This is a genomic window from Paenibacillus barengoltzii NBRC 101215, from assembly GCF_004000745.1.
GTDB lineage: Bacteria > Bacillota > Bacilli > Paenibacillales > Paenibacillaceae > Fontibacillus > Fontibacillus barengoltzii.
Window position 1 is genome coordinate 14,710 of record NZ_BILV01000062.1, and the last position, 20,926, is coordinate 35,635.

The following is a 20,926-nucleotide window of genomic DNA, read 5'->3' on the forward strand; positions in this document are numbered from 1 at the left end:
GCTACCTACCTTTTTCTGAATTTCTTTAACAATTTCCATGCTTTTATGCCAACTTTTCCGATTAAAGAGTTTTTTAATCTCATATAACGACGTTCTATTATTTGATAATGATCTTGTATTCTTTTAATTTCAAACAGTAAATTTCTCTGTTCTTGAATATGATTTAATATTTGATTGTTTAAATGATATTTTTCTGATACAAGTTTATCAATTTCAACTTTCTGATCTGCTAGTTGTTTGTTTAATGCGTCGATCTTCTTTTCAAGATTTTGGAAATTACCATGAATTTCATGCAATCCCGCTATAATGTCCAAAGATACTGTACTATTTTCGTTATCAAAAGACCTTTCAGTTGCTTTTGAAAAGGGCAACAGAATAGGATGAGATGCGATAGTTTCTAAAGACTTCATATAATATTGTTCCTTCTGCCTTAGCTTAGCACGCTCATCGGCAATTTCTTTTTCTAATCTAGTAACCCTTTCTTTAGAGCTGTTTAGCCATTTATTTAGATTCCATTTGTCAATCAAAAGTTGGTTGCTTTCTTTAATGATATTTTTCTTGAAATTCTCTAAAGTTGCAATTCGATCATCTGTATTCTTAGTTTTTACATAAATATGATTAAAGTTCAGTTTGTCAATTAGTTCATAATTGAGTTGAGATAAAAAGCTGTCAACCTCATTGAAATTATTGTTAATCTCTATCCAAATGACAGGATTATATTTGGTAAGAGTATTTGACATGCCCTTGAGGACATTTAATTCATCCCCTTCGACATCTATTTTTACAAAGTCTGGAACATCAAAATCTTGTCCATCAATTGGTAAGACATCAATGTTTCCGGCAGGGCTATCGTATAATTTACATTCCCCCATATTTGTTTGATTGGTGATTACAGAAGATTTTTTATAAGTTTCACCAACTCCAACATTAAAAAGCTCAATATCTGAAAGGCTATTTTCAAATACATTCTTCTTAAGAAGCTCAAAATTGGTGGGAACGGGCTCGAACGAAAATATTTTACTTGCTTTATAATATTTTTTAAAAAAAACTGTATGGTTCCCTATATTAGCTCCAATATCGTAAATAACGGAATTATTTGGTATATACTTTACAAATCGATCCAAGTCTTTTTTTTCATAATATTCTTTGTTCGATTTTAAATTTGAATAGATATATTCTTTTTCAATACCCCAAAAAGTACTTCCATCTAAAAGTGTAACACTTGAAATGTTGGGTGTTATCAATATTTTCCCTCCAATAATAAAAAAATTATCTCTGAGGAGTTTGATGTATTGGAACTTTGTTCAAATTGTTTGATGGGTTTCCCAATAGATGTACTTCAAACCCATGTTCAGCCCATAATTTTCGTTCAAGCAAGTTCCTAGTATCAAATACGATTTTATTTTTCATTAATTGTGAAGCAAAATTAGGCGAAATTGACTTGAATTCATCATGATCAGTTAATAAAAGCAAAACATCAGCATTAATCAAGCATTCTTCGTAAGTATCTACTTTTGAAGTCCAGTTTTCTTTTACGTGTGGATCATAAATAGAAACTGAAGCAAACTCGGAAATTTTTTTAATTGCTAGTATGGCTGGACTTTCTCTCGTGTCATCCACATTCCCTTTGAATGCAAGCCCCAAAGCAGCAACTTTTGGATTATTGATACCTTCCAGAAGTGATTTTGTTTTCTCTGCAACAAAACTAGGCATATAATCATTAGTCAATCTGGCAGTATGGACTAATTTAGCAAGTTCGGGAGTTTGTTCATAAATGAACCAAGGATCCACGGCAATACAATGTCCTCCTACACCAGGACCAGGTCGATGAATGTTAACTCGTGGATGAAAATTAGCCAATCGTATTGCTTCCCAAACATTAAAGCCAATTTTTTCTGCTATTAAAGCCATTTCATTTGCAAAGGCAATATTAATATCTCTGTACGTATTTTCCATTAACTTTACCATTTCTGCCGTAGTCGCATCTGTGGAATGCATGTTTCCTTTTACAAAGCAACTGTAAAGCGTCTTTGTCAGATGGACAGACTTTTCGTTGATCCCACCGATTACGCGGTCATTATTAATTAGCTCTTCAAGTAATCGACCTGGGATAACTCTCTCGGGTGAATGGGAAATGAAAAGCTCTTCACCGATTCGCAAATGACTTTTCGACAAGATCGGAATAAGGTGATCCTCCACCGTGCGTGGCGGGACAGTAGACTCTAATACTACCAGGGTTTGTGACTTTAAATAAGGTATAATAGAATTTGTAGCAGAACGTACGTAATCAATATTCGCTGTATTGTCAGGATTAATTGGTGTAGGTACAGCTATGATGTACGCGTCAGCAGTGACAGGAGTAGTTCCAAAGGTCAGGTTTCCTGCAGCAAGCACCTCATCAAAGATGTTTTGTAAGCCGGGTTCTTCAATGTGGATTTCTCCTGATTGAAGTTTTTCAATTATTTTATGATTAATATCCACGCCATGAACCGTCATTCCATGCTTTGCAAAAGTAATTGCAGTTGGAAGTCCGATATAACCCATGCCTAAAACACATAATGATTTCATTAGTTAGTTAGCCCCTTTTTATTGGAAGTTTTTACTTTATAATATTAAAGTTTTACATATTAAGTGAATCTATCATGTAGTACTATACTACATGATAACTTAGTATCTTTAGAATAACATAATTCTTATTTCATGATTCAAATTTATTGACATTCCAATGATTTTCTAAATTCGAAAGGGTTGATATAGATGGGTATAAACGAAACAAAACGTGTTGATAGAAATATTGAAGGGAAATTAATAGTTTGTGGCAATATTATTTCTTACAAATTCGAGGGTAACTTAATTGAATTAAGCAATATCCTGGAGGAACATTCTCGTTTACAGGTGTTAGTGACATTAGATAGAGATTGGCTTGATCATAATACTGAAAAACTTATGGAATTATTAGGGCTCATTTGGCTGGAAAGATATTTTATTTTTGACGAATGGTTATTCTTAATCGGGGGGACGAACAAGGGGAATATAAAGCTCAATCAAGTCAATAAAGATGTAAAAAATATTATAGAGAATTGGAATGGTCCCGAAGGTTCTAAAGAGTCAGAACAACAACAAAAATATAATAATGAAATCAATGCATTAGAACAAAAAATCACAGAATTAGAACAAAAAATCGCAGAAAAGAATTTAGAGATTTTACACAGAATCAAAAGTGAAGAGGAAATCCTCTCTAAATATAAGAACGATTTATTTAAATTTAATGAATTAGATGCTAAATACTCGAATTTAAATAAAAAATATAATTTGCTTAGTAATTCCAAATTGGGAAAACTTACTTTGAATTACTGGAAGTATAAGAAAAGAATACCGAAGGACTTCTGAAGATGAGGAGGGTTTTACAATTGGACTTGGATTTTATAGAGAAAAAGTTAAATGAACTTAGAAGTTTGAAGAAAAATATACTCAATGAAATGAATGGTAACGAGACAACATCAAATGACTTTGGAAGTAGCAGCGGCTTTAGAAAAGATTTTGAAAGTATTAATGAAATGAAAATTGCGTGTATTATGGACGAATTTACCTTTAATTCATTTTCTCCAGAATGTGATTTAAAGCAAATTTCCCCTGATAACTGGGAATTCGAGCTTCAAGAGTTTAAACCAGATCTGTTTTTCTTGGAATCTGCTTGGGAAGGTAAAGATGGATTATGGCATACCAAGGTCGCATTTTTTAGTAATGAACTAGTCGAGGTCCTAAGTTATTGTAAAATTAATGGTATCCCTGTTCTATTTTGGAATAAAGAAGATCCCGTGCATTTTAACACCTTTATCTCTGTAGCTCGGCATGCCGATTATGTATTTACTACCGATGTTGATTGTATAGGAAAATATAAAGGAATATTGGGACATTCCCGTGTATATTTCCTACCTTTTGCAGCTCAGCCGAATATCCATAATCCACTTGAAAAGTGTCCCAGAGAGGATAAATTCAGTTTTGCTGGGGCCTATTACAAACATTATCCTGAAAGAGTTAAAGATCTAGAAAATATTTTGAATTTAGTCACTAAAGATAACCAATATAACACAGTCGATATTTATGATAGAAATTTCCGAACAAAAGTTGCAAATTATAAATTCCCTAAAAAATATCAAAAGTTCATTCGCGGAAAATTGAGCTCAAAAGACATTGATAAGGCATATAAAGGTTATCGGTTCAATATAAATATGAACTCAGTGAAGCAATCTCAAAGTATGTGTGCGAGACGCGTATTTGAGGTACTTGGTTCTAATACTGTTTTAGTTAGCAATTTTTCTAGAGCAGTAAGGAACTTATTTGGAGATTTGGTGCTATGCACAGATGATATGGTTTATTTACAGAAAGAATTAGAGTTTTTATCTGAAGACTTGTATTATGAGAAGTTTAGATTGGCAGGATTGCGGAAGATCTATTCTGAACACACATACAGGCATAGACTGGAGTTTATATCAGAAAGGGTATTTGGTGAAACACCTAGTAAAAATGAATATAGAGTAGCGATTTTGGCTGCAGCTTTGTCGCGAGAAGATATAGAACGTATCATTGCAAACTATACTAGACAAAAATACTTGCATACTCAACTATTTGTTGTGACCGAAATAGATTATGAGGACAACACAGACATAATATTTACAAATGAACTATCTATTTATTGTGATGATATTAGAAATCAATATGACTTCTTGGCTTTTTTCTCTAGTCAAGATTATTATGGTGAAAACTATATCAATGATATGTTGCTTGCAGCGCAAAACACGAATTATAACGTAATCTGCAAGAATGAGTATTATATATTTAGAAATAATGATTTTATTAAAAGTGATGAAAATAAAAAATATATAGTTTGCAACAAGGCATTCATTAGGTCTTCATTAATTAGGATTACATCCTTTTCTAACCAAGAACTCTTACAATTTAGTAAATCCATCGATATTGGGACTTTAGATCGGACATGTTTATCTATTGATGAGTTCAACTATTGCATGAATTACATTTCAGATAAGTGCAGTATAGTTGATGACCTTCCAATTCTAGACACTGGATTGAAATTAGAGGATATTCATAATAAGGCAGCTGATATTCCAGCATTGGCAATTTCGCAGGATGAAACCACAAATAATTATGTTAGTGGTTGTTTTTTAGCTAAATCTAGAGTGTTGCTGATCACAGATAATTATCCCGATTATAATGATTTGTACAGGTATGCTTTTGTTCATTCTCGTGTTATGGAATACAAAAAGAATGGATATATCGTTGACGTATTCAAGTTTAATGAAAGATATCCAAAAGGATACTCAGAGTTTTATGGTATTGATATTATGACGGGTTATTATGAGGAAGTTACAAATTTACTGATGACCTCGAATTACCATACGATATTGATACATTTTCTTTCTGAAGCAATTTGGGAAGGAATAAAGAGCTTTGTTAAAGGCAAGAAAATTATCGTTTGGCTTCATGGTTCTGAAATTCAAGCTTGGTGGAGAAGAAAGTTTAACTATACTAGTCAAAAAGAAATTGATGACGCCAAGAAATTATCTGAGCAAAGAACTATATTTTGGAGGAAAATTTTTGACTTGGCCATCAACAATGAAGAATATCATTTCCATTTTATTTTTGTTTCAAATTCTTTCGCTGAAAGTGTATTTGATGATTTAGATTTAAGACTGCCAAGGGAAATGTATAGTATTATACACAATTTTATTAACAACAAACTATTCGAATACGAAGAAAAAGACATAGAAATGCGTAAAAATATACTGTCTATTCGACCGTTTAGCAGTAAAACGTATGCAAATGATCTGACTGTTAAAACTATATTAAGACTATCTCAAGAGCCTTTTTTTAATGAACTAAACTTCAGAATAATTGGTCAAGGTGAACTATTTAAAAGGACAATTAAGCCAATAAAAAAGTTTAAAAATGTGACTCTAGAGGAGCGATTTTTAAGACAGGAGGAAATCTCAAGTCTGCATAAAGAATATGGTGTTTTTTTAGTCCCTTCGAGAGTGGATTCTCAAGGTGTCTCCAGAGATGAAGCTATGTCCTCAGGTCTTGTTCCTGTAACCAATAGAGTAGCTGCCATACCAGAATTTGTAGATGATGATTGTGGAATGGTAGTTGACCCGGAAGATTTTTCGGCGTTAGCAGAGAGCATTAAAACTTTGTATCATAACCCTGAATTGTTTCAGCAGCTATCAAGTAAAGCTGCTGAACGTGTTCGTAAACAAAGTGGCTATGAAAGTACAATACGCAGAGAGATAGAATTAATTAAGTGGTAGTTTAGTTTAACATTCTAGGGAGGGGGATCTCTTGCCAACCAAATCTAAAATTGCCTACCTCATGCACGTAGACTGGGATTGGATTAAGCAACGCCCCCATTTTTTGTATGAGGAGTTGACTAGGTATTATGCTGTAGATTTGATCCATACCGACAAGATATATGATAAGCATTCCGGCAGAAACCGAAATTCTCGAAATGTTCATTCGGCATCGGCTATTTCTACACTGAGAAAGCTTCCATTGTCGGGGCGGTTTCAAGGTCTGAGACAGGTGGAAAAGTTGCTAAACCGAAAGGTAATTCGGTCATTAAGTCAGTATGATTATATCTGGATCACATCGCCAATTTTGTTGGACTTTATCTCATTGGAGCCATTAAAACAGAAGATTGTGATATACGATTGTATGGATGATTTTTTGGGATTTTATCCGGATTCGTACAAGCTAAATCGGCTTCGGGAGTTAGAAATATGCTTAGTAGAACGAGCTGATGTAATGTTTACGTCCTCTGAGTACTTGAAGTATAAGATGGTAAAGTCATACGGCAAGTATATGAAATCTGAACCGGTTGTCATCAATAATGGGATTAGCAACACACTGTTAAAAGACGATAGAGCAGTTTCATATATCGAGCCCGAAAGGGACACTTTGCATTCAAACTTGCTGAATCTCATGTACATTGGCACAATCGGGAAATGGATAGATTTTGCCATGATATTACATATACTGGACCAAATTCCTGATTGTATGTTGACTATGGTCGGGCCAGTAGAAACAACGGTTCCCGCCCATTCACGAATGCACCTTACTGGCTCGGTTAAGCATGATGAGTTGACAACTTATGCCCGAACAGCGGATGTCTTTATTATGCCATTTGTTTTGAATGAGCTAGTACGTGCGGTTGATCCAGTAAAAATATATGAATATATTTCCTTCGGCAAACCGATTATTGCGATTAATTATGATGAAATGCACAAGTTCCTTCCATTTGTTTATCTTTATTCGAATGAGAAGGAATTCACTTCACTAGTCAAGCAGGCTGGCCAAGGAAAATTAACAATGTATGATCAACATTTAGCCATGGATTTTCTGCAAGCCAGCACTTGGGAAGAAAGAGGCAAGCGCATTATTTCAATTCTGGAAGGGGTACACTAGTGAAAGCGATCATCTTAGCCGGCGGAACGGGTTCCCGCCTTTATCCATTAACCAAGGTCACTAATAAACACCTTCTTCCCGTCGGAAAATATCCGATGATCTTTCATTCCGTGTATAAGTTAAAGCAGGCGGGACTTACAGACATCCTTGTCGTTACGGGGAAGGAACATATGGGAGATGTCGTTAACCTGCTTGGCAGTGGAAGTCAAATGGGTGTCAGCTTTATGTATAAAGTTCAGGATGAGGCTGGAGGAATTGCGCAAGCATTGGGTTTAGCAGAGCAGTTTATTGGACAGGAGCAGATGGTCGTTATATTAGGGGATAATGTCTTTGCGGACGATATCACCCCTTATGTAAATCACTTCCGTCAGCAGAAAAAGGGTGCCAAAATTTTGTTGAAAGAAGTCGACAACCCGACCCGGTTTGGAGTTGCTGAGTTACAAGGGAACCAAATTGTATCCATTGAAGAAAAGCCCCAGTTTCCTAAGTCGAATTATGCCGTAACAGGGATTTATATGTTTGATCATTCCGTCTTCCAGATCATAAAAAAACTCAAACCTTCTTCACGGGGGGAGTTGGAGATCACAGATGTAAACAATGCATATATTGAACGTGGAGAGTTGACTTACGATATCTTAGATGGATGGTGGACGGATGCCGGGACACACGCTTCATTGGCTCGAGCCAATGAACTGGCTAAAGATGTGATATTTGGCGATGAATTCGGTAAATTGAAGCTATAGCGTAAGGGGAGAACAACATGAACGTAACTCCATTAAGACTGGAAGGTGCTCTTTTAATTGAACCGGTGGTTCATGGGGATCATAGAGGCTTTTTTATGGAAAGCTTTAATGAGGCAACACTACAAAAACACGGAATTACTTGTCGATTTGTTCAAGATAATCACTCATTATCAGCAGAGGCAGGGGTATTACGGGGGCTGCACTATCAATTGCCTCCTAAAGCACAAGCGAAACTGGTCCGTGTATTAACTGGAGCTATTTACGATGTGATCGTGGACATCAGGAAGGGATCTCCAACTTATGGAAGTTGGATTGGAGTTATCCTTAGTGAGTACAACAAGAGACAACTGTTTGTCCCCAAAGGCTTTGCTCATGGATTTTGTACTCTCGTTCCCAATACTCAAGTTTTGTATAAAGTAGATGAGTATTATTCGCCTGAACATGATAGAGGAATCCTGTGGAATGATCCACAATTACAGATTGATTGGCCGGTCACTTCTCCTGTTTTATCGGACAAAGACCGAAGTCATCCGTTGTTGATTCATGCAGAGTTGGATCTTAATTGAAATGAATAATAACCATGAGTGGAAGGGTTCTGTACGGAATGGCTCGAATCAAAGTTAGGGTAATGCTATCGACATTTAATGGTGAATTGTATCTAGCCGAACAATTAGAGAGTATCCTGGACCAGCAGGGTATCGATCTTCAGTTGGTTATTCGCGACGACGGCTCCACGGATCGAACGCTTGAGATACTGCACCAGTATCAACAATTATATCCTGAAAAAATTGTGTTGCTTACGGGAAGTAATCAGGGTGTACCCGGAAGTTTTTTTGAACTGCTTAAGCTGGAACTTGAAGATTTCGAGTACTTTGCGTTCAGTGATCAAGATGATGTGTGGAAGAACGATAAACTTGCTCGCGCAGTGGCCTCATTAAGCTGCAATTCTAAGAATCAACCTGTTATGTATTGCTCTTCAACCACCATGGTAGATGAGAATTTAAATGTTATAAAAGTTTGGCCGGATCAACCTGGAAAAGGATTGTCGATGTATAACGCCTTAATTGAGAATGTTGCGGTGGGCTGCACCATGGTATTAAATCGAGAGGCCATGAAATTGGTTCAAAGTCACATCCCTGAAAATTTGTCCGGTATTATTATGCATGACTGGTGGATATATTTATGCGTAGCCTCATTTGGTAACGTGATCTTTGATCCGATACCTTCCATATATTATCGACAACATGCATTGAATGTGCTAGGTGGACAATCTGAGAGCGGGTTTTCAAAATGGGCTAAAAGGCTACAACGATTTTTAGGCGGGAAAAATCATTATATACTTAGCCGTCAAGCTAAAGTTTTTCTATCCCGTTTTGGGCATAGTCTAACATCGAATCAAAAAAAAGATATAGAACGTTTTTTGCAGAATCGACATAAAAATGTATTATTGCGTTGTTGGTATGCAATCGTAATCTCACCTTTCTATAGACAAGCGTTTTTGGACAGCTTAATTTACAGGTTAGTTTACATTATGGGGAAGATCTAGTTTCAAATGGGTGCAGAATAAAAATTGGGAGGCCTTCTTCATGAAACTGCTTGTTACAGGTGGTGCCGGATTTATCGGCAGCAACTTCGTCATTTACATGCTGATGAAGCATCCGGATTATCAGATTATTAATGTAGATGCACTGACTTATGCCGGAAATCTGGAGAATCTGAAGTCGGTGGAAGGTAATCCTAATCATTCTTTTGTGAAGGCGGATATAACGGACGCTAAAGCAATGGATGGGTTAATTAGCCAAGATGTTGATATTGTCGTTAACTTTGCGGCAGAGTCGCACGTGGATCGCAGTATCTTGGAACCGGATATTTTTGTGAAAACGAATGTACTGGGGACGCAAGTCTTGCTTGATGCGGCGAAAAAGCACGGGGTCAAGAAGTTCGTTCAAGTCTCTACTGATGAAGTTTATGGAACGTTGGGAGAAACGGGATTGTTCACGGAAGAAACGCCGCTTGCTCCGAACAGTCCTTATTCGGCAAGTAAAGCTGGCGGGGATTTGCTCGTTCGTGCTTATCATGAGACCTTCGGACTTCCTGTAAATATCACGCGCTGTTCCAATAACTACGGCCCTTATCAATTCCCGGAGAAGTTAATCCCATTAATGATATCCAGAGCCCTTGGGGATGAAGCGTTGCCTGTGTATGGGGATGGTCTCAATATTCGCGACTGGCTTTATGTAGAGGATCATTGCAGTGCGATTGACCTCGTCATTCATCAAGGACGTGATGGCGAAGTTTACAATATCGGTGGAAATAACGAGCGGACCAATTTGCATATTGTACGTACGATTCTTGAACATCTGGGTAAGCCGGAATCGTTGATCAAGCATGTGCAGGATCGTCCAGGGCATGATCGCCGCTATGGAATTGATCCTACTAAAATCATGAAGGAGCTTGGCTGGAAACCAAAGCACACGTTTGAAACGGGGATAAAGGAAACCATTCGTTGGTATTTGGACAATAAGGAATGGTGGACCCGGATTCAAACGGGGGCCTATCAAGAGTATTATGCCAAACAGTACGGTCATCGTTTGGGTGATCCATCATGAGAGTGCTTGTAACCGGAGCGAATGGTCAGCTGGGCCATGATGTTGTGGAGCTTTTTGGGAGTGCAGGGCATCTTGTGCTGGGATGTGATCGGGACTCGTTGGACATCACTGATGAGACGATGTGTCTCGAAAGTGTACAACAGTTTAAGCCGGATGCGATTATCCATTGTGCAGCATATACGGCGGTCGATCAGGCGGAAACCGATGTTGATGCCGCATATGCCGTGAATGCTGTAGGAACGCGTAACATGGTGTTAGCGGCAGAGCGAGTGAAGGCGAAGTTCTGCTACATCAGTACGGATTATGTTTTCGATGGAACTGCTGTTTCACCTTATCAGGAATACGATAATACCAATCCCCAGAGTGTATATGGGAAGTCGAAGCGAGCTGGGGAAACATTGGTTCAAAGCCTGTCTTCCGCGTTTTTTATTGTTCGGACATCCTGGGTATTTGGTTTGCATGGACAAAATTTCGTGAAGACGATGCTGAAGCTTGGTCAGGAAAAGCCATTACTTAATGTTGTAAACGATCAAAAGGGTTCCCCTACTTACACGGTAGATCTGGCTGCATTTCTGCTGGAATTGATTCAGACCGAGAAATATGGGATCTATCATGCTTCAAATACTGGGGAATGCACATGGTTTGAATTTGCACAGGCCATTTTTGAAGAAGCATCTAGCGTGTTTGGGCAAGGTTATTCGGTACGTGTAGAGCCATGTACAACCGAAGATTTTCCGCGCCCAGCTCCAAGGCCTCGAAACTCGGTTATGGATCATCTATCCATTCGCACAAATGGCTTTCAGGATATACGGCCATGGAGAGAGGCGCTTAAAGCATTTCTGATTGAACTAAAAGCTAACCAGGAGATATAAATTCTGGTTAGCTTTTGCTTTTAACTTCTGAATTACCACGATACATAGAGGGTTTGATATAATACCTACAAGAAACCATAGCAAAGGAACCTCACCCCATGAATCCAACCGTCAGCATCCAAATCGTTACCTATAACAGCGCGAAGGACATCGAGGAATGCCTGAACGCCGTTCGACAACAAACCTATCCAATTCAGGAGATTATCGTTATCGATAATGCGTCCACAGATGGTACGGTGGAGCGGGTACGAGCCTATGTTGAGCAGACCCATACGAACAACATCCACTTGGTAGCTAATTCAACAAACACCGGCTTTGCTCCAGCCCACAATCAGGGGATTCGCATGACGCAAAGCGATTATGTGTTGGTGTTGAATCCGGACGTACAGCTTGGAACTGAATATGTTGAGCGGCTTGTGAGGGTGATGGAACAACGTCCGGAGGTGGGAAGTGCCACGGGGTTGCTCATCCTAAAGTCGTCCCCGGATATCGTGGACAGTACCGGTTTGCTGATGAATGGGATATGGCGTGCTTTTGATCGTGGGGCAGGGGAACCGGCGAGTCGATGGAGCGCATCCGGCGGAGTATTTGGCGTATCGGGTGCCGCGGCCATGTACAGACGCAAGATGATCGAAGAGCTATCGATGGATGGCGAGTTTTTTGATGCGGATTTTTTTGCTTACAAAGAGGATGTTGATGTCGCTTGGCGAGCTAACTTGCTTGGCTGGAAAGCCTATTATTGTGCGGAAGCCGTAGCCACTCATGAGAGAGGGTGGAAGAAGGGGAGCCGTCATACGCAGCCTTTGTTCATTCGCCGGTATTCTTACATCAACCGATATAAAATGATTTATAAGAATCTATCGGGAGCACGATGGATGAAGCATTTGCCGAAGCTGCTGGCTTATGAGCTGGCGAGCAATGGATATATGCTATTAAGAGAACCTAAGGTGCTTGGGGTCTGGAAGGACTTTTTTGATAAAATGCCAGAATTGAAGAAGAAACGGCGGGAGATCCAGCGCAGAAGATTAATGGAATAGCTGCAATGTTCACCTTTTCTTCCGCTTTCTCCCTCTTTCACCTCCCTCATGCCATGATGTGCTATAATGTCGATAGATTAATTTATTTGTAGATTCGGAGCGCACATATCATGGATTTAAGTATATTGATCGTCAATTATAATACACGCCAGCTGACGTTGGACTGTCTGCGGTCGGTATACGACTCCGAGACGGTCTATTCGTATGAAGTCATTGTCGTGGACAATGCTTCAAGGGATGGTTCGGTGGAGGCAATTCGAGCTGAGTATCCGGAAGTGGTGCTGATTGCGAACCAGGAAAACACGGGATTTGCCAAAGCGAACAATCAAGGGATGGCGATCGCCAAGGGACGCTATGTTCTTCTCTTGAATTCAGACACCGTAGTGCAGCCCGATACTTTTCAAATTATGGTTTCCTATATGGATGAACACCCAGAGCTCGGGGCATCAGGATGCAAAGTTATCCTGCCGGACGGCTCGCTGGATAAAGCGTGTAGAAGAGGATTTCCTACACCGTCCGCGTCCTTTTACTATGCTTTCGGACTCTCGAAGCTCTTTCCAAACCATCCGCGGTTTAATCAGTATCAGCTCGGTTTTTTGGATCCGAATGAGACATATCCGGTCGACTGTCTGGTTGGTGCCTTTATGCTCGTGAGACAGGAAACGATTCGCCAGGTTGGCGGTTTAGACGAAACCTTTTTTATGTACGGAGAAGATGTGGATTGGTGCTATCGCATCAAGCAAGCGGGCTATGGGATACATTACCATCCCGCCACATACATTGTTCACTATAAAGGAGCTAGCAGCCGGCGTAAGCCTTTTAAGATCATCTATGAATTTCACCGCGCGATGTGGGTTTTTCATAGGAAGCACTACGTTCGCAACTATTCTTGGGTAACGAATGCAGCTGTGTATTGTGGGATCGCATTAAAGTTCCTCTTATCTCTAGCAAAAAACAAACTACTCCCGGTAGGCATGAAATCTCCATCAGGGGCAAGCCAGCCGGAGTTGGCGGAAGTCAAAGCGGAGGTGAAATCATGATCCGTAAGAACCAACGGTTCTTAACTCAATTGTATATTCTCACGGATTTTGTTTTTATCCAAATTGCCTTCCTGCTTGCTTGGTGGGTGAAGTTCGAAAGCGGTTGGATTCAGTACGAGCGGCCGCTTCCCGTAGAAATTTACGCCTTCTGGAGCGTTGTCTATGGTGCGATTGCGGTGTTTGTGGGGATCTTAATTTCCTTGTACACTCCAAAACGCAAAAAGCGCTTCGCCGATGAAGCCTGGAAGATCCTGCAGGTTCATGTTGCAAGCCTGTTCCTGTTGCTGAGCTTGATGTTCTTCTTCCGGCAAGTGGACATCTCCCGTCACTATTTGGCGTTATACGTGACGTTCAATTTGCTCTTGATTATGTTCTATCGGTATTTTTTGAAAAACGCCCTCAAGCAGCTGCGGAGGAAGGGTTACAACAAACAGTTTGTCCTGATTCTTGGAGCGGGATCGTTGGGCCAACGCTTTCATGATAATTTGCGGCAATATCCTGAACTTGGCTATGAGATCGTTGGATTTTTGGATGATCAGAAGGTTTGGGAGAGAGGCGAGGCAGCTCGCTATAAGCCGATCCTTGGAAAAATTGATGAGTTGGAGCGTGTCCTGGAACAGAAGTTGATTGACGAAGTGGTTCTGGCACTCCCGCTGGAGGCACATCATCGATATGCTCAGATCATAGCCGTATGTGAAAAAGCCGGCGTAAGAACGTTAATCATCCCGGACTACTTTGATTATTTGCCGGCCCGGCCTTACTTTGACAATTTTGCGGGCATGCCGATGATTAACGTTCGAGATATTCCGCTGGATTTGGCCGGTAACCGCGTCGCCAAGCGGATATTTGATATCGTCTTCTCGCTGCTGGCGATCATCATCACTTCACCGATCATGTTGATGGTTGCGATTGGGGTCAAGCTGACCTCCAAAGGCCCGATCATCTTTAAGCAGGAGCGGGTAGGGCTGAATCGTCGGACGTTCCAAATGTACAAGTTCCGTTCCATGCGGGTATTGCCCGAAGGAATTGAGGACACGGGCTGGACGACCCAAAACGATCCGCGTCGCACCAAGTTCGGGGCGTTTATTCGGAAGACGAGCCTTGATGAGCTGCCGCAGTTCTTTAATGTATTGGCGGGGCATATGAGCGTGGTGGGACCGCGTCCGGAACGACCTTATTACGTGGATCAGTTTAAAGAGGAAATCCCCAAATACATGGTGAAGCACCATGTGAGGCCGGGGATCACCGGTTGGGCGCAAACCCATGGGCTTCGCGGAGACACGTCGATTGAGGAACGGATTAAGTACGATATTTTCTATATTGAGAACTGGTCAATTTTATTAGATATCAAAATCGTACTGAAAACCGTCGTAAATGGTTTCGTCAACAAAAACGCATACTAACGGGCTATCCCATCACAAAGAAACGGTCTCTTCATTTCGAAGAGGCCGTTTTGCTTTTAGATCCTTCCATCTCCTCACCCCGCCATCCCTCGATCCGCACCAACAGGAACCTTCCGCCAACGATCTCTCATTTTTCGGTAACCGATGCACAATCCTACGCTGACGCAGGCACACAGGATAAATGAAATGAGGGTTTGGGCGTATACGCCTAGGCTGCCGAGATAATTTAAGGCCAGCAGGTTCGTATATCGCAGAATAAAGGCATGCACCAGATAGGCGCCAAAGGAATATTTGCCAATGAGGTTTAATACAAGTCCCACCTTGGTGGGCCGGGTGAGCAGGCGTTGTACCCCATAAAAAAGAAACGGAAGCATTGCAAGCGTGGCCCACAGCATCAGCGGCTTCAGCGGCCCTGTAACGTTGGCGCTAGTCAAATAGTCGCCAGCTGCCGCGCCTTGGTTGATGGCGGCGATTTTGGTGCCGATATCGATCAGGAAAAGTACAGTAAGCACCAAGCTGATGCCCCAGAGGGAGCGTACGGCCTTTTTCCAGCGTTCATAATACAAGCCGACCAATCCACCCAGTACAAAATAAAACGTCCAGAATAGAAAATTACGGTCTAGATAGCGATAGAGCGTGTGCAAGATAGGTTGATCCGATTGAAAGACACCCTTCCTCAGTGCTTCCAGCAAAAGCAAGTTGGCAGTCAGAAACGCTAGAGTGACAAACAAATTTACCTTAGCTGGTCGTTTGCCTGACAAGAGCTGCCGGAATACGGGAAACAGCAAATAAAACGGGATAATCATGACCATGAACCACAAGTGATACGAGGCTTTTCCCGTCAGAGCCAGCTCCAGCATATGCAGGAGATCTTTCCAGCTGCTGAAAATAGCATCTCCGCTGCGAAGACTCACCCAGATATAGTAGAAGAACGTCCAAAACAGATAAGGGAGGACGACCTGTTGCCCTCTTCTTTTTAAGAAGCGTCCAAATTGAAAGGATCGGTCGTAATTATAAAACAACACTACGCCGGTGATAAACACAAAGAGCGGGACAGCGAACCGAATCAATCCCAGAAAGGTTGTCCCCAAGCTGACGGATAACGGCGATATGTCGGGTTGAACGAACAATCCGGCGATAGCATGCTGCAGCACGACTGCCAGGAAGGCAATCCCGCGAAGGGCTTCAATCTCCTCCAGTTTTGCTTTTCTCTCCATAATGTCCTCCATTGGGGTTTGGCATAGAACGACCATAAAGAAAATGTGTGCATTCGTCAACCGTATTCCTGAATCTACCGGGAACTCTATCACTTGAGAGATTGTGAGATATGCTATAATGTCCATAAACTAGAAACGTAGATAGGATCACATTCTCATGAAAAACAAACTTCTCAACAACCTCCTTCTGATCTTGGGTATTGTGCTGTTGGTGCTCAGTTGGCTCCCGGAGACACCGAAGACAGGGAAGGGCGACTTTCGAGCCCATCGGATGGTGGCCCACGCCATGGGTGGGATTGAAGGTTTGACGTATACGAACACTTCTGATGCTTTTCTCACAAACTATGATCAAGGGTTCCGCGTGTTTGAAGTCGACCTCCTGCTTAGCAGCGACGGGAAGCTGGTGGGGCGCCATGAGTGGAGCCAGAAGTTTACTCAATCATTGGGAGAACAGGATGAGCTGACGGAGGACCAACAAAGTAAGGTAATGAGCCACGCCGAGTTTAAGGCGGCAAAAATTCAAGGCGTCTACGAGCCCTTGGATTGGGACGATGTGCTGGAATTGATGGAGCAGTACCCGGATGTGTATATCATCACGGATACCAAGCAGTCCAGCCCGGAAGAAATTCAACAGATTTTTACCCAGATCGTTGATCAGGCCAAGGCGAAGGACCCAGAGCTCTTGAAGCGGGTGGTGCCGCAAATCTATAACCGCGAAATGTGGGAACCGGTTCAGGCGATTTATCCGTTTGCTTCGGTGATTTTTACGTTATATCAAACGCATGATACTGACGAGGAAGTAGTGGCTTTTGCGAAGGACAAGCATCTCGCAGCCGTCACCATGTCGGATACGAGGGCGAACGCACAGCTGATCGAGGAGCTCAACCGGATTGGCGTGCCTTCTTACATCCATACGATTAACGACCTGAAGACCATGGCCAAGTTCAAAAGGATGGGGGCTTACGGGTTCTACACTGACTTTTTGACGGAGGCAGATTTGGCAAAAAACACGGGAATGCTGTCCTTAGTAAACGGATTTGCGTGGTAAAAAACGTATCATGAAGGGGATCTCATAGAGGTTGCAGGTCGTCCGGCTCTCATTCTCGCGATTATCCCTTTACATCAGGGAGTGGAGAAGGAGCCTCATCGACTAGAATTCCTCGAAGATCACACCAACGATCCAATGACCCCTCCCTGAACAAAAGGGATAATCCCGCAAAGAGATGCCAGAAAGTGATAAGGGCCATCATAGATCTAAGAGCCGCAAGAACTGCGGCATTTTTTTGTGTTCGCATCGGACGCGAACATTGACAGGGTATCCCCGGTAACATAGACTAGAAACAGAACTGGAAATCTAGTCATGAACAGTAGTCATATATCAGATGGATGAGAGAGCGGGGCGGAGCGAAAAGCCCCGTTTTTCGCGGTCCTTCTGCTGAATTTATCGTTGGAGGAATGGAAATTGAAGCAGATGATATCTGGCTGGCGGCATGTGTTTAAGCTGGATCCGGACCGTCAGCTGGACGATCGGTCACTGGAAGCGGTGTGTCTGTCGGGGACAGATGCTGTGATGATCGGCGGATCGAGCGGGGTGACCTATGACAATACGGTGGACCTGCTGTCTCGCGTGCGTCGTTTTGAGGTTCCTTGCGTGTTGGAGATTTCCAATCTTGAGGCGGTCGTACCGGGATTCGACCTTTATATGATTCCGATCGTGCTGAATGCAGGACATCAAGATTGGATCATCGGGCATCATGCCAAGGCAATCGAGCAGTACGGGCACCTGATTCCTTGGGAAATGCTCGTGCCGGAAGGCTATCTCGTGCTCAATCCAGAGGCGACGGTCGCTAAGGTAACGAAGGCGCAAGCCCTATTGGAGCCGGTGTCAGTCCGGTCATATGCCCAAGTGGCGGATCGTTTGCTTCAGCTTCCGATTGTCTATTTGGAATATAGCGGGCAGATCGGAGATTTTGAGTTAGTAGCGGACGTAAGGCGGACACTGGATCAAGCCCATCTATTCTATGGCGGCGGGATCGTGGATGCGGAAACGGCGTGCCGCGCAGCTGCCGTGAGCGATACGGTGGTTGTCGGCAACGCAGTGTACGATAACCTGGAGCGGGCGCTCGAGACGGTGGCGGCGGTGAAGGGCTCCGCTGCAGCTGAGAGCTAGAAGCAAGCGGGGAAGAGGGGACGAGCTGAAAACGCCAGCGTCGCCATCTGCGTGGAGAGGAAGGGGCTCCAGCTTTGTAACGGACACCACGGACCTTATTGCTCGGAATAACGAGCCCCGGCGCAGCTAACGGACTGAGAAGACCTTATTTGCCCAAATCTGGCCCCTCCAGACTCGGTTGGGGTGAAATAGCGTCGTCTGAGTCCGTTACATCGGGAAATCCGTGGGAAATGAACGAATAACGGCTCTGGAGTCTGTTATCAGTGATCGCAAAGACGAAGACGAAGAAGATGTGTGTCTATAAAAGGAAGGAGCAAGTTTGATGCAACCTGTGAACATACAAGAGGCGGTAAGCCGCCTGAATCCGCAGCAAAGACAAGCCGTCGAGGCGACCGAAGGGCCGCTGCTGATTATGGCCGGCGCCGGCAGCGGCAAGACGCGTGTGCTGACGCACCGCATCGCCTACCTGATCGCAACGCGCAAAGCCCCGCCTTGGGCGATTCTCGCGATTACGTTTACGAACAAAGCGGCCCGTGAAATGCAGGATCGGGTATCTCGGTTGGTAGGCGGTCCGGAGGGACGGGACATTTGGGTGTCGACGTTCCACTCGATGTGCGTGCGCATTTTGCGGCGGGATATTGAGCGGATCGGGTTCACCTCCAACTTCTCCATCCTGGATTCTACGGACCAACTGTCGGTGATTCGCAACTGCATGAAAGAACAGAACATCGACACGAAGAAATTTGAGCCGAAGGCGGTTCAAGCGGCCATCAGTGCAGCGAAGAACGAACTGATCACGCCGCAGCAGTATGAACAGAAGATCGGTGATTATTTTGAAGGTATTGTAGCGAAGATCTATATCCAATACCAGAAGCAGCTGCGCCAAAACAACTCGCTGGACTTCGACGACCTGATCATGAAGACCATCGAATTGTTTAAAGCGGCTCCGGATGTGCTCGATTTTTATCAGAAAAAATTTCAATACATCCACGTCGACGAATACCAGGATACGAACCGTGCGCAGTATATGCTGTGCCGGATGCTGGCAGACAAGCATCACCGCATCTGCGTCGTCGGCGACAGCGACCAATCGATCTATCGTTGGCGCGGGGCGGATATCAGCAATATCCTGAACTTCGAGAAGGATTATCCTGAGGCCAAGACGATTTTGCTGGAGCAGAACTATCGTTCCACCTCAACGATTCTGAATGCGGCCAACGAAGTCATTGGAAATAACACCGGACGCAAGCCAAAGAAGCTGTGGACCGACAAGGGCGACGGCGACAAAATCAAGGTTTACCGCGCGGATTCGGAGCATGACGAGGGGTATTTTGTTACCACGGAAATTCATAACAGCGTCAAAAGCGGACGGAACTACCGCGATCATGCCATTTTGTACCGGACGAACGCGCAGTCGCGGGTGATCGAGGAAATTTTGATCAAATCGGATATCCCGTATCAGATCGTGGGCGGCATTAAGTTCTATGATCGCAAAGAGATCAAGGACTTGCTCGCTTACCTGCGCGTGCTGTCTAACCCGGATGATGACATTAGCTTGACGCGGATCATCAATGTACCTAAACGGGGCATTGGCGACACAACTGTAGCGAAGCTGGCAGATGCTGCAGCGCAGCGAGGGACTTCGATCTACCGCGTGCTTGAAGTGGTGGACGATCTGGGCTTTGCCGGGCGGACGCGGAATGCGTTGGTTGAGTTTTTTGACATGATTCATGGGTTGCACCAGATGGTTCCTTACCTGTCGGTTACGGAGCTGACGGAGAAACTGCTGGAAGTCACCCAATACCGGCTGGAGCTGCAAAATGAAAATACGCTCGAAGCCCGTTCGCGGCTGGAGAATATCGACGAGTTCCTGTCCGTGACGATGGAATTCGAGAACAATAATGAAGACAAGTCCCTGGTTTCCTTCCTGACCGATCTGGCGCTGATCGCCGATATCGACAGCATGAACGATAACAGTGACGCGGAGAAACCTAACGACGACGCGGTTGTGCTGATGACGATGCACAGTGCGAAGGGCCTGGAGTTCCCCGTCGTGTTCATCATCGGCATGGAGGAAGGCGTCTTCCCGCATAGCCGGGCGTTCCTCGATAACGAGGAACTGGAGGAAGAGCGCCGCTTGGCGTACGTGGGCATCACCCGCGCCGAGGAGAAGCTGTACCTCTCGTGCGCGCAGATGCGCACGCTGTTCGGCCGCACGACGGCGAATCCGCCGTCCCGGTTCCTCGATGAAATCCCCGAGGAACTCAAGGAGGACGGCGGTCGCGTGCCGCGCGACCGCTACGGCCGAGGCGCCGGCGTGGGCGGCGCCTACAGCGGCCGCGGCTTCAGCAGCGCC

The 20,926-nt window shown here is 43.3% G+C and carries 17 protein-coding genes; 14 read left to right on the forward strand and 3 right to left on the reverse strand.

The genetic code is table 11. The features are described 5' to 3' along the window. Positions 1 to 5: 5 nt before the first annotated feature. On the reverse strand, positions 6 to 1,244 hold the full coding sequence (locus PBA01S_RS16825) for an FkbM family methyltransferase (protein WP_164744180.1): 1,239 nt from the start codon (positions 1,242 to 1,244) through the stop codon (positions 6 to 8). Positions 1,245 to 1,269: 25 nt separating this feature from the next. Beyond that, positions 1,270 to 2,568: a nucleotide sugar dehydrogenase gene (locus PBA01S_RS16830; protein WP_127576383.1), complete on the reverse strand. Its 1,299-nt coding sequence runs from the start codon at positions 2,566 to 2,568 to the stop codon at positions 1,270 to 1,272. A gap of 189 nt (positions 2,569 to 2,757) precedes the next feature. On the opposite strand from PBA01S_RS16830, the gene PBA01S_RS16835 reads away from it, so the two are divergent. The 11 genes from PBA01S_RS16835 (at position 2,758) to PBA01S_RS16885 (ending at position 15,183) form a co-directional block, all read left to right on the forward strand. Continuing rightward, positions 2,758 to 3,390, forward strand: a complete 633-nt coding sequence (locus tag PBA01S_RS16835; protein ID WP_127576384.1) for a hypothetical protein — start codon at positions 2,758 to 2,760, stop codon at positions 3,388 to 3,390. 20 nt (positions 3,391 to 3,410) lie between these two features. Then, positions 3,411 to 6,326: a glycosyltransferase family protein gene (locus tag PBA01S_RS16840; protein ID WP_164744181.1), complete on the forward strand. Its 2,916-nt coding sequence runs from the start codon at positions 3,411 to 3,413 to the stop codon at positions 6,324 to 6,326. Positions 6,327 to 6,357: 31 nt separating this feature from the next. After that, positions 6,358 to 7,479 (forward strand): glycosyltransferase, encoded by a 1,122-nt coding sequence (locus PBA01S_RS16845; protein ID WP_127576386.1) that lies wholly within the window; start codon positions 6,358 to 6,360, stop codon positions 7,477 to 7,479. After that, positions 7,479 to 8,222: a sugar phosphate nucleotidyltransferase gene (locus tag PBA01S_RS16850; RefSeq protein WP_127576387.1), complete on the forward strand. Its 744-nt coding sequence runs from the start codon at positions 7,479 to 7,481 to the stop codon at positions 8,220 to 8,222. The genes PBA01S_RS16845 and PBA01S_RS16850 overlap by 1 nt, the downstream gene beginning before the upstream one ends. A 17-nt stretch (positions 8,223 to 8,239) precedes the next feature. After that, positions 8,240 to 8,788 (forward strand): dTDP-4-dehydrorhamnose 3,5-epimerase, encoded by a 549-nt coding sequence (gene rfbC, locus PBA01S_RS16855; protein WP_127576388.1) that lies wholly within the window; start codon positions 8,240 to 8,242, stop codon positions 8,786 to 8,788. Positions 8,789 to 8,826: 38 nt separating this feature from the next. Next, entirely contained in the window at positions 8,827 to 9,768 is a 942-nt protein-coding gene (locus tag PBA01S_RS16860; protein WP_127576389.1) for a glycosyltransferase family 2 protein, read from the forward strand. Positions 9,769 to 9,808: 40 nt separating this feature from the next. Continuing rightward, complete coding sequence (gene rfbB / locus PBA01S_RS16865) at positions 9,809 to 10,831, forward strand: dTDP-glucose 4,6-dehydratase (protein WP_127576390.1); 1,023 nt, start codon at positions 9,809 to 9,811, stop codon at positions 10,829 to 10,831. Further along, positions 10,828 to 11,703, forward strand: coding sequence for a dTDP-4-dehydrorhamnose reductase (gene rfbD / locus PBA01S_RS16870; protein ID WP_016314071.1), 876 nt, complete (start codon positions 10,828 to 10,830; stop codon positions 11,701 to 11,703). Before rfbB ends, rfbD begins: the two co-directional genes overlap by 4 nt. A 77-nt stretch (positions 11,704 to 11,780) precedes the next feature. Continuing rightward, a complete protein-coding gene (locus PBA01S_RS16875) occupies positions 11,781 to 12,740 on the forward strand; it encodes a glycosyltransferase family 2 protein (RefSeq protein WP_503826050.1) in 960 nt (319 codons plus the stop codon). A gap of 110 nt (positions 12,741 to 12,850) precedes the next feature. Then, positions 12,851 to 13,780 carry a glycosyltransferase family 2 protein gene (locus PBA01S_RS16880; protein ID WP_016314069.1) on the forward strand — a complete coding sequence of 310 codons (930 nt, stop codon included), beginning with the start codon at positions 12,851 to 12,853 and terminating at the stop codon, positions 13,778 to 13,780. Beyond that, a complete protein-coding gene (locus tag PBA01S_RS16885; RefSeq protein WP_016314068.1) occupies positions 13,777 to 15,183 on the forward strand; it encodes an undecaprenyl-phosphate glucose phosphotransferase in 1,407 nt (468 codons plus the stop codon). Before PBA01S_RS16880 ends, PBA01S_RS16885 begins: the two co-directional genes overlap by 4 nt. A 74-nt stretch (positions 15,184 to 15,257) precedes the next feature. Here PBA01S_RS16885 and PBA01S_RS16890 read toward each other — a convergent pair whose 3' ends face one another. Beyond that, positions 15,258 to 16,400: an acyltransferase gene (locus PBA01S_RS16890; RefSeq protein WP_164744182.1), complete on the reverse strand. Its 1,143-nt coding sequence runs from the start codon at positions 16,398 to 16,400 to the stop codon at positions 15,258 to 15,260. Between the two features lie 157 nt (positions 16,401 to 16,557). Between PBA01S_RS16890 and PBA01S_RS16895 the strand changes: the two genes are divergently transcribed. The 3 genes from PBA01S_RS16895 to pcrA form a co-directional block, all read left to right on the forward strand. Continuing rightward, positions 16,558 to 17,448, forward strand: coding sequence for a phosphatidylinositol-specific phospholipase C/glycerophosphodiester phosphodiesterase family protein (locus PBA01S_RS16895; RefSeq protein ID WP_016314066.1), 891 nt, complete (start codon positions 16,558 to 16,560; stop codon positions 17,446 to 17,448). A gap of 414 nt (positions 17,449 to 17,862) precedes the next feature. Then, positions 17,863 to 18,570 carry a heptaprenylglyceryl phosphate synthase gene (pcrB, locus tag PBA01S_RS16900; protein ID WP_127576393.1) on the forward strand — a complete coding sequence of 236 codons (708 nt, stop codon included), beginning with the start codon at positions 17,863 to 17,865 and terminating at the stop codon, positions 18,568 to 18,570. 322 nt (positions 18,571 to 18,892) lie between these two features. Continuing rightward, positions 18,893 to 20,926, forward strand: a 2,034-nt coding sequence (pcrA, locus tag PBA01S_RS16905; protein WP_127576394.1) for a DNA helicase PcrA, incomplete at its 3' end; no start/stop codon positions are given.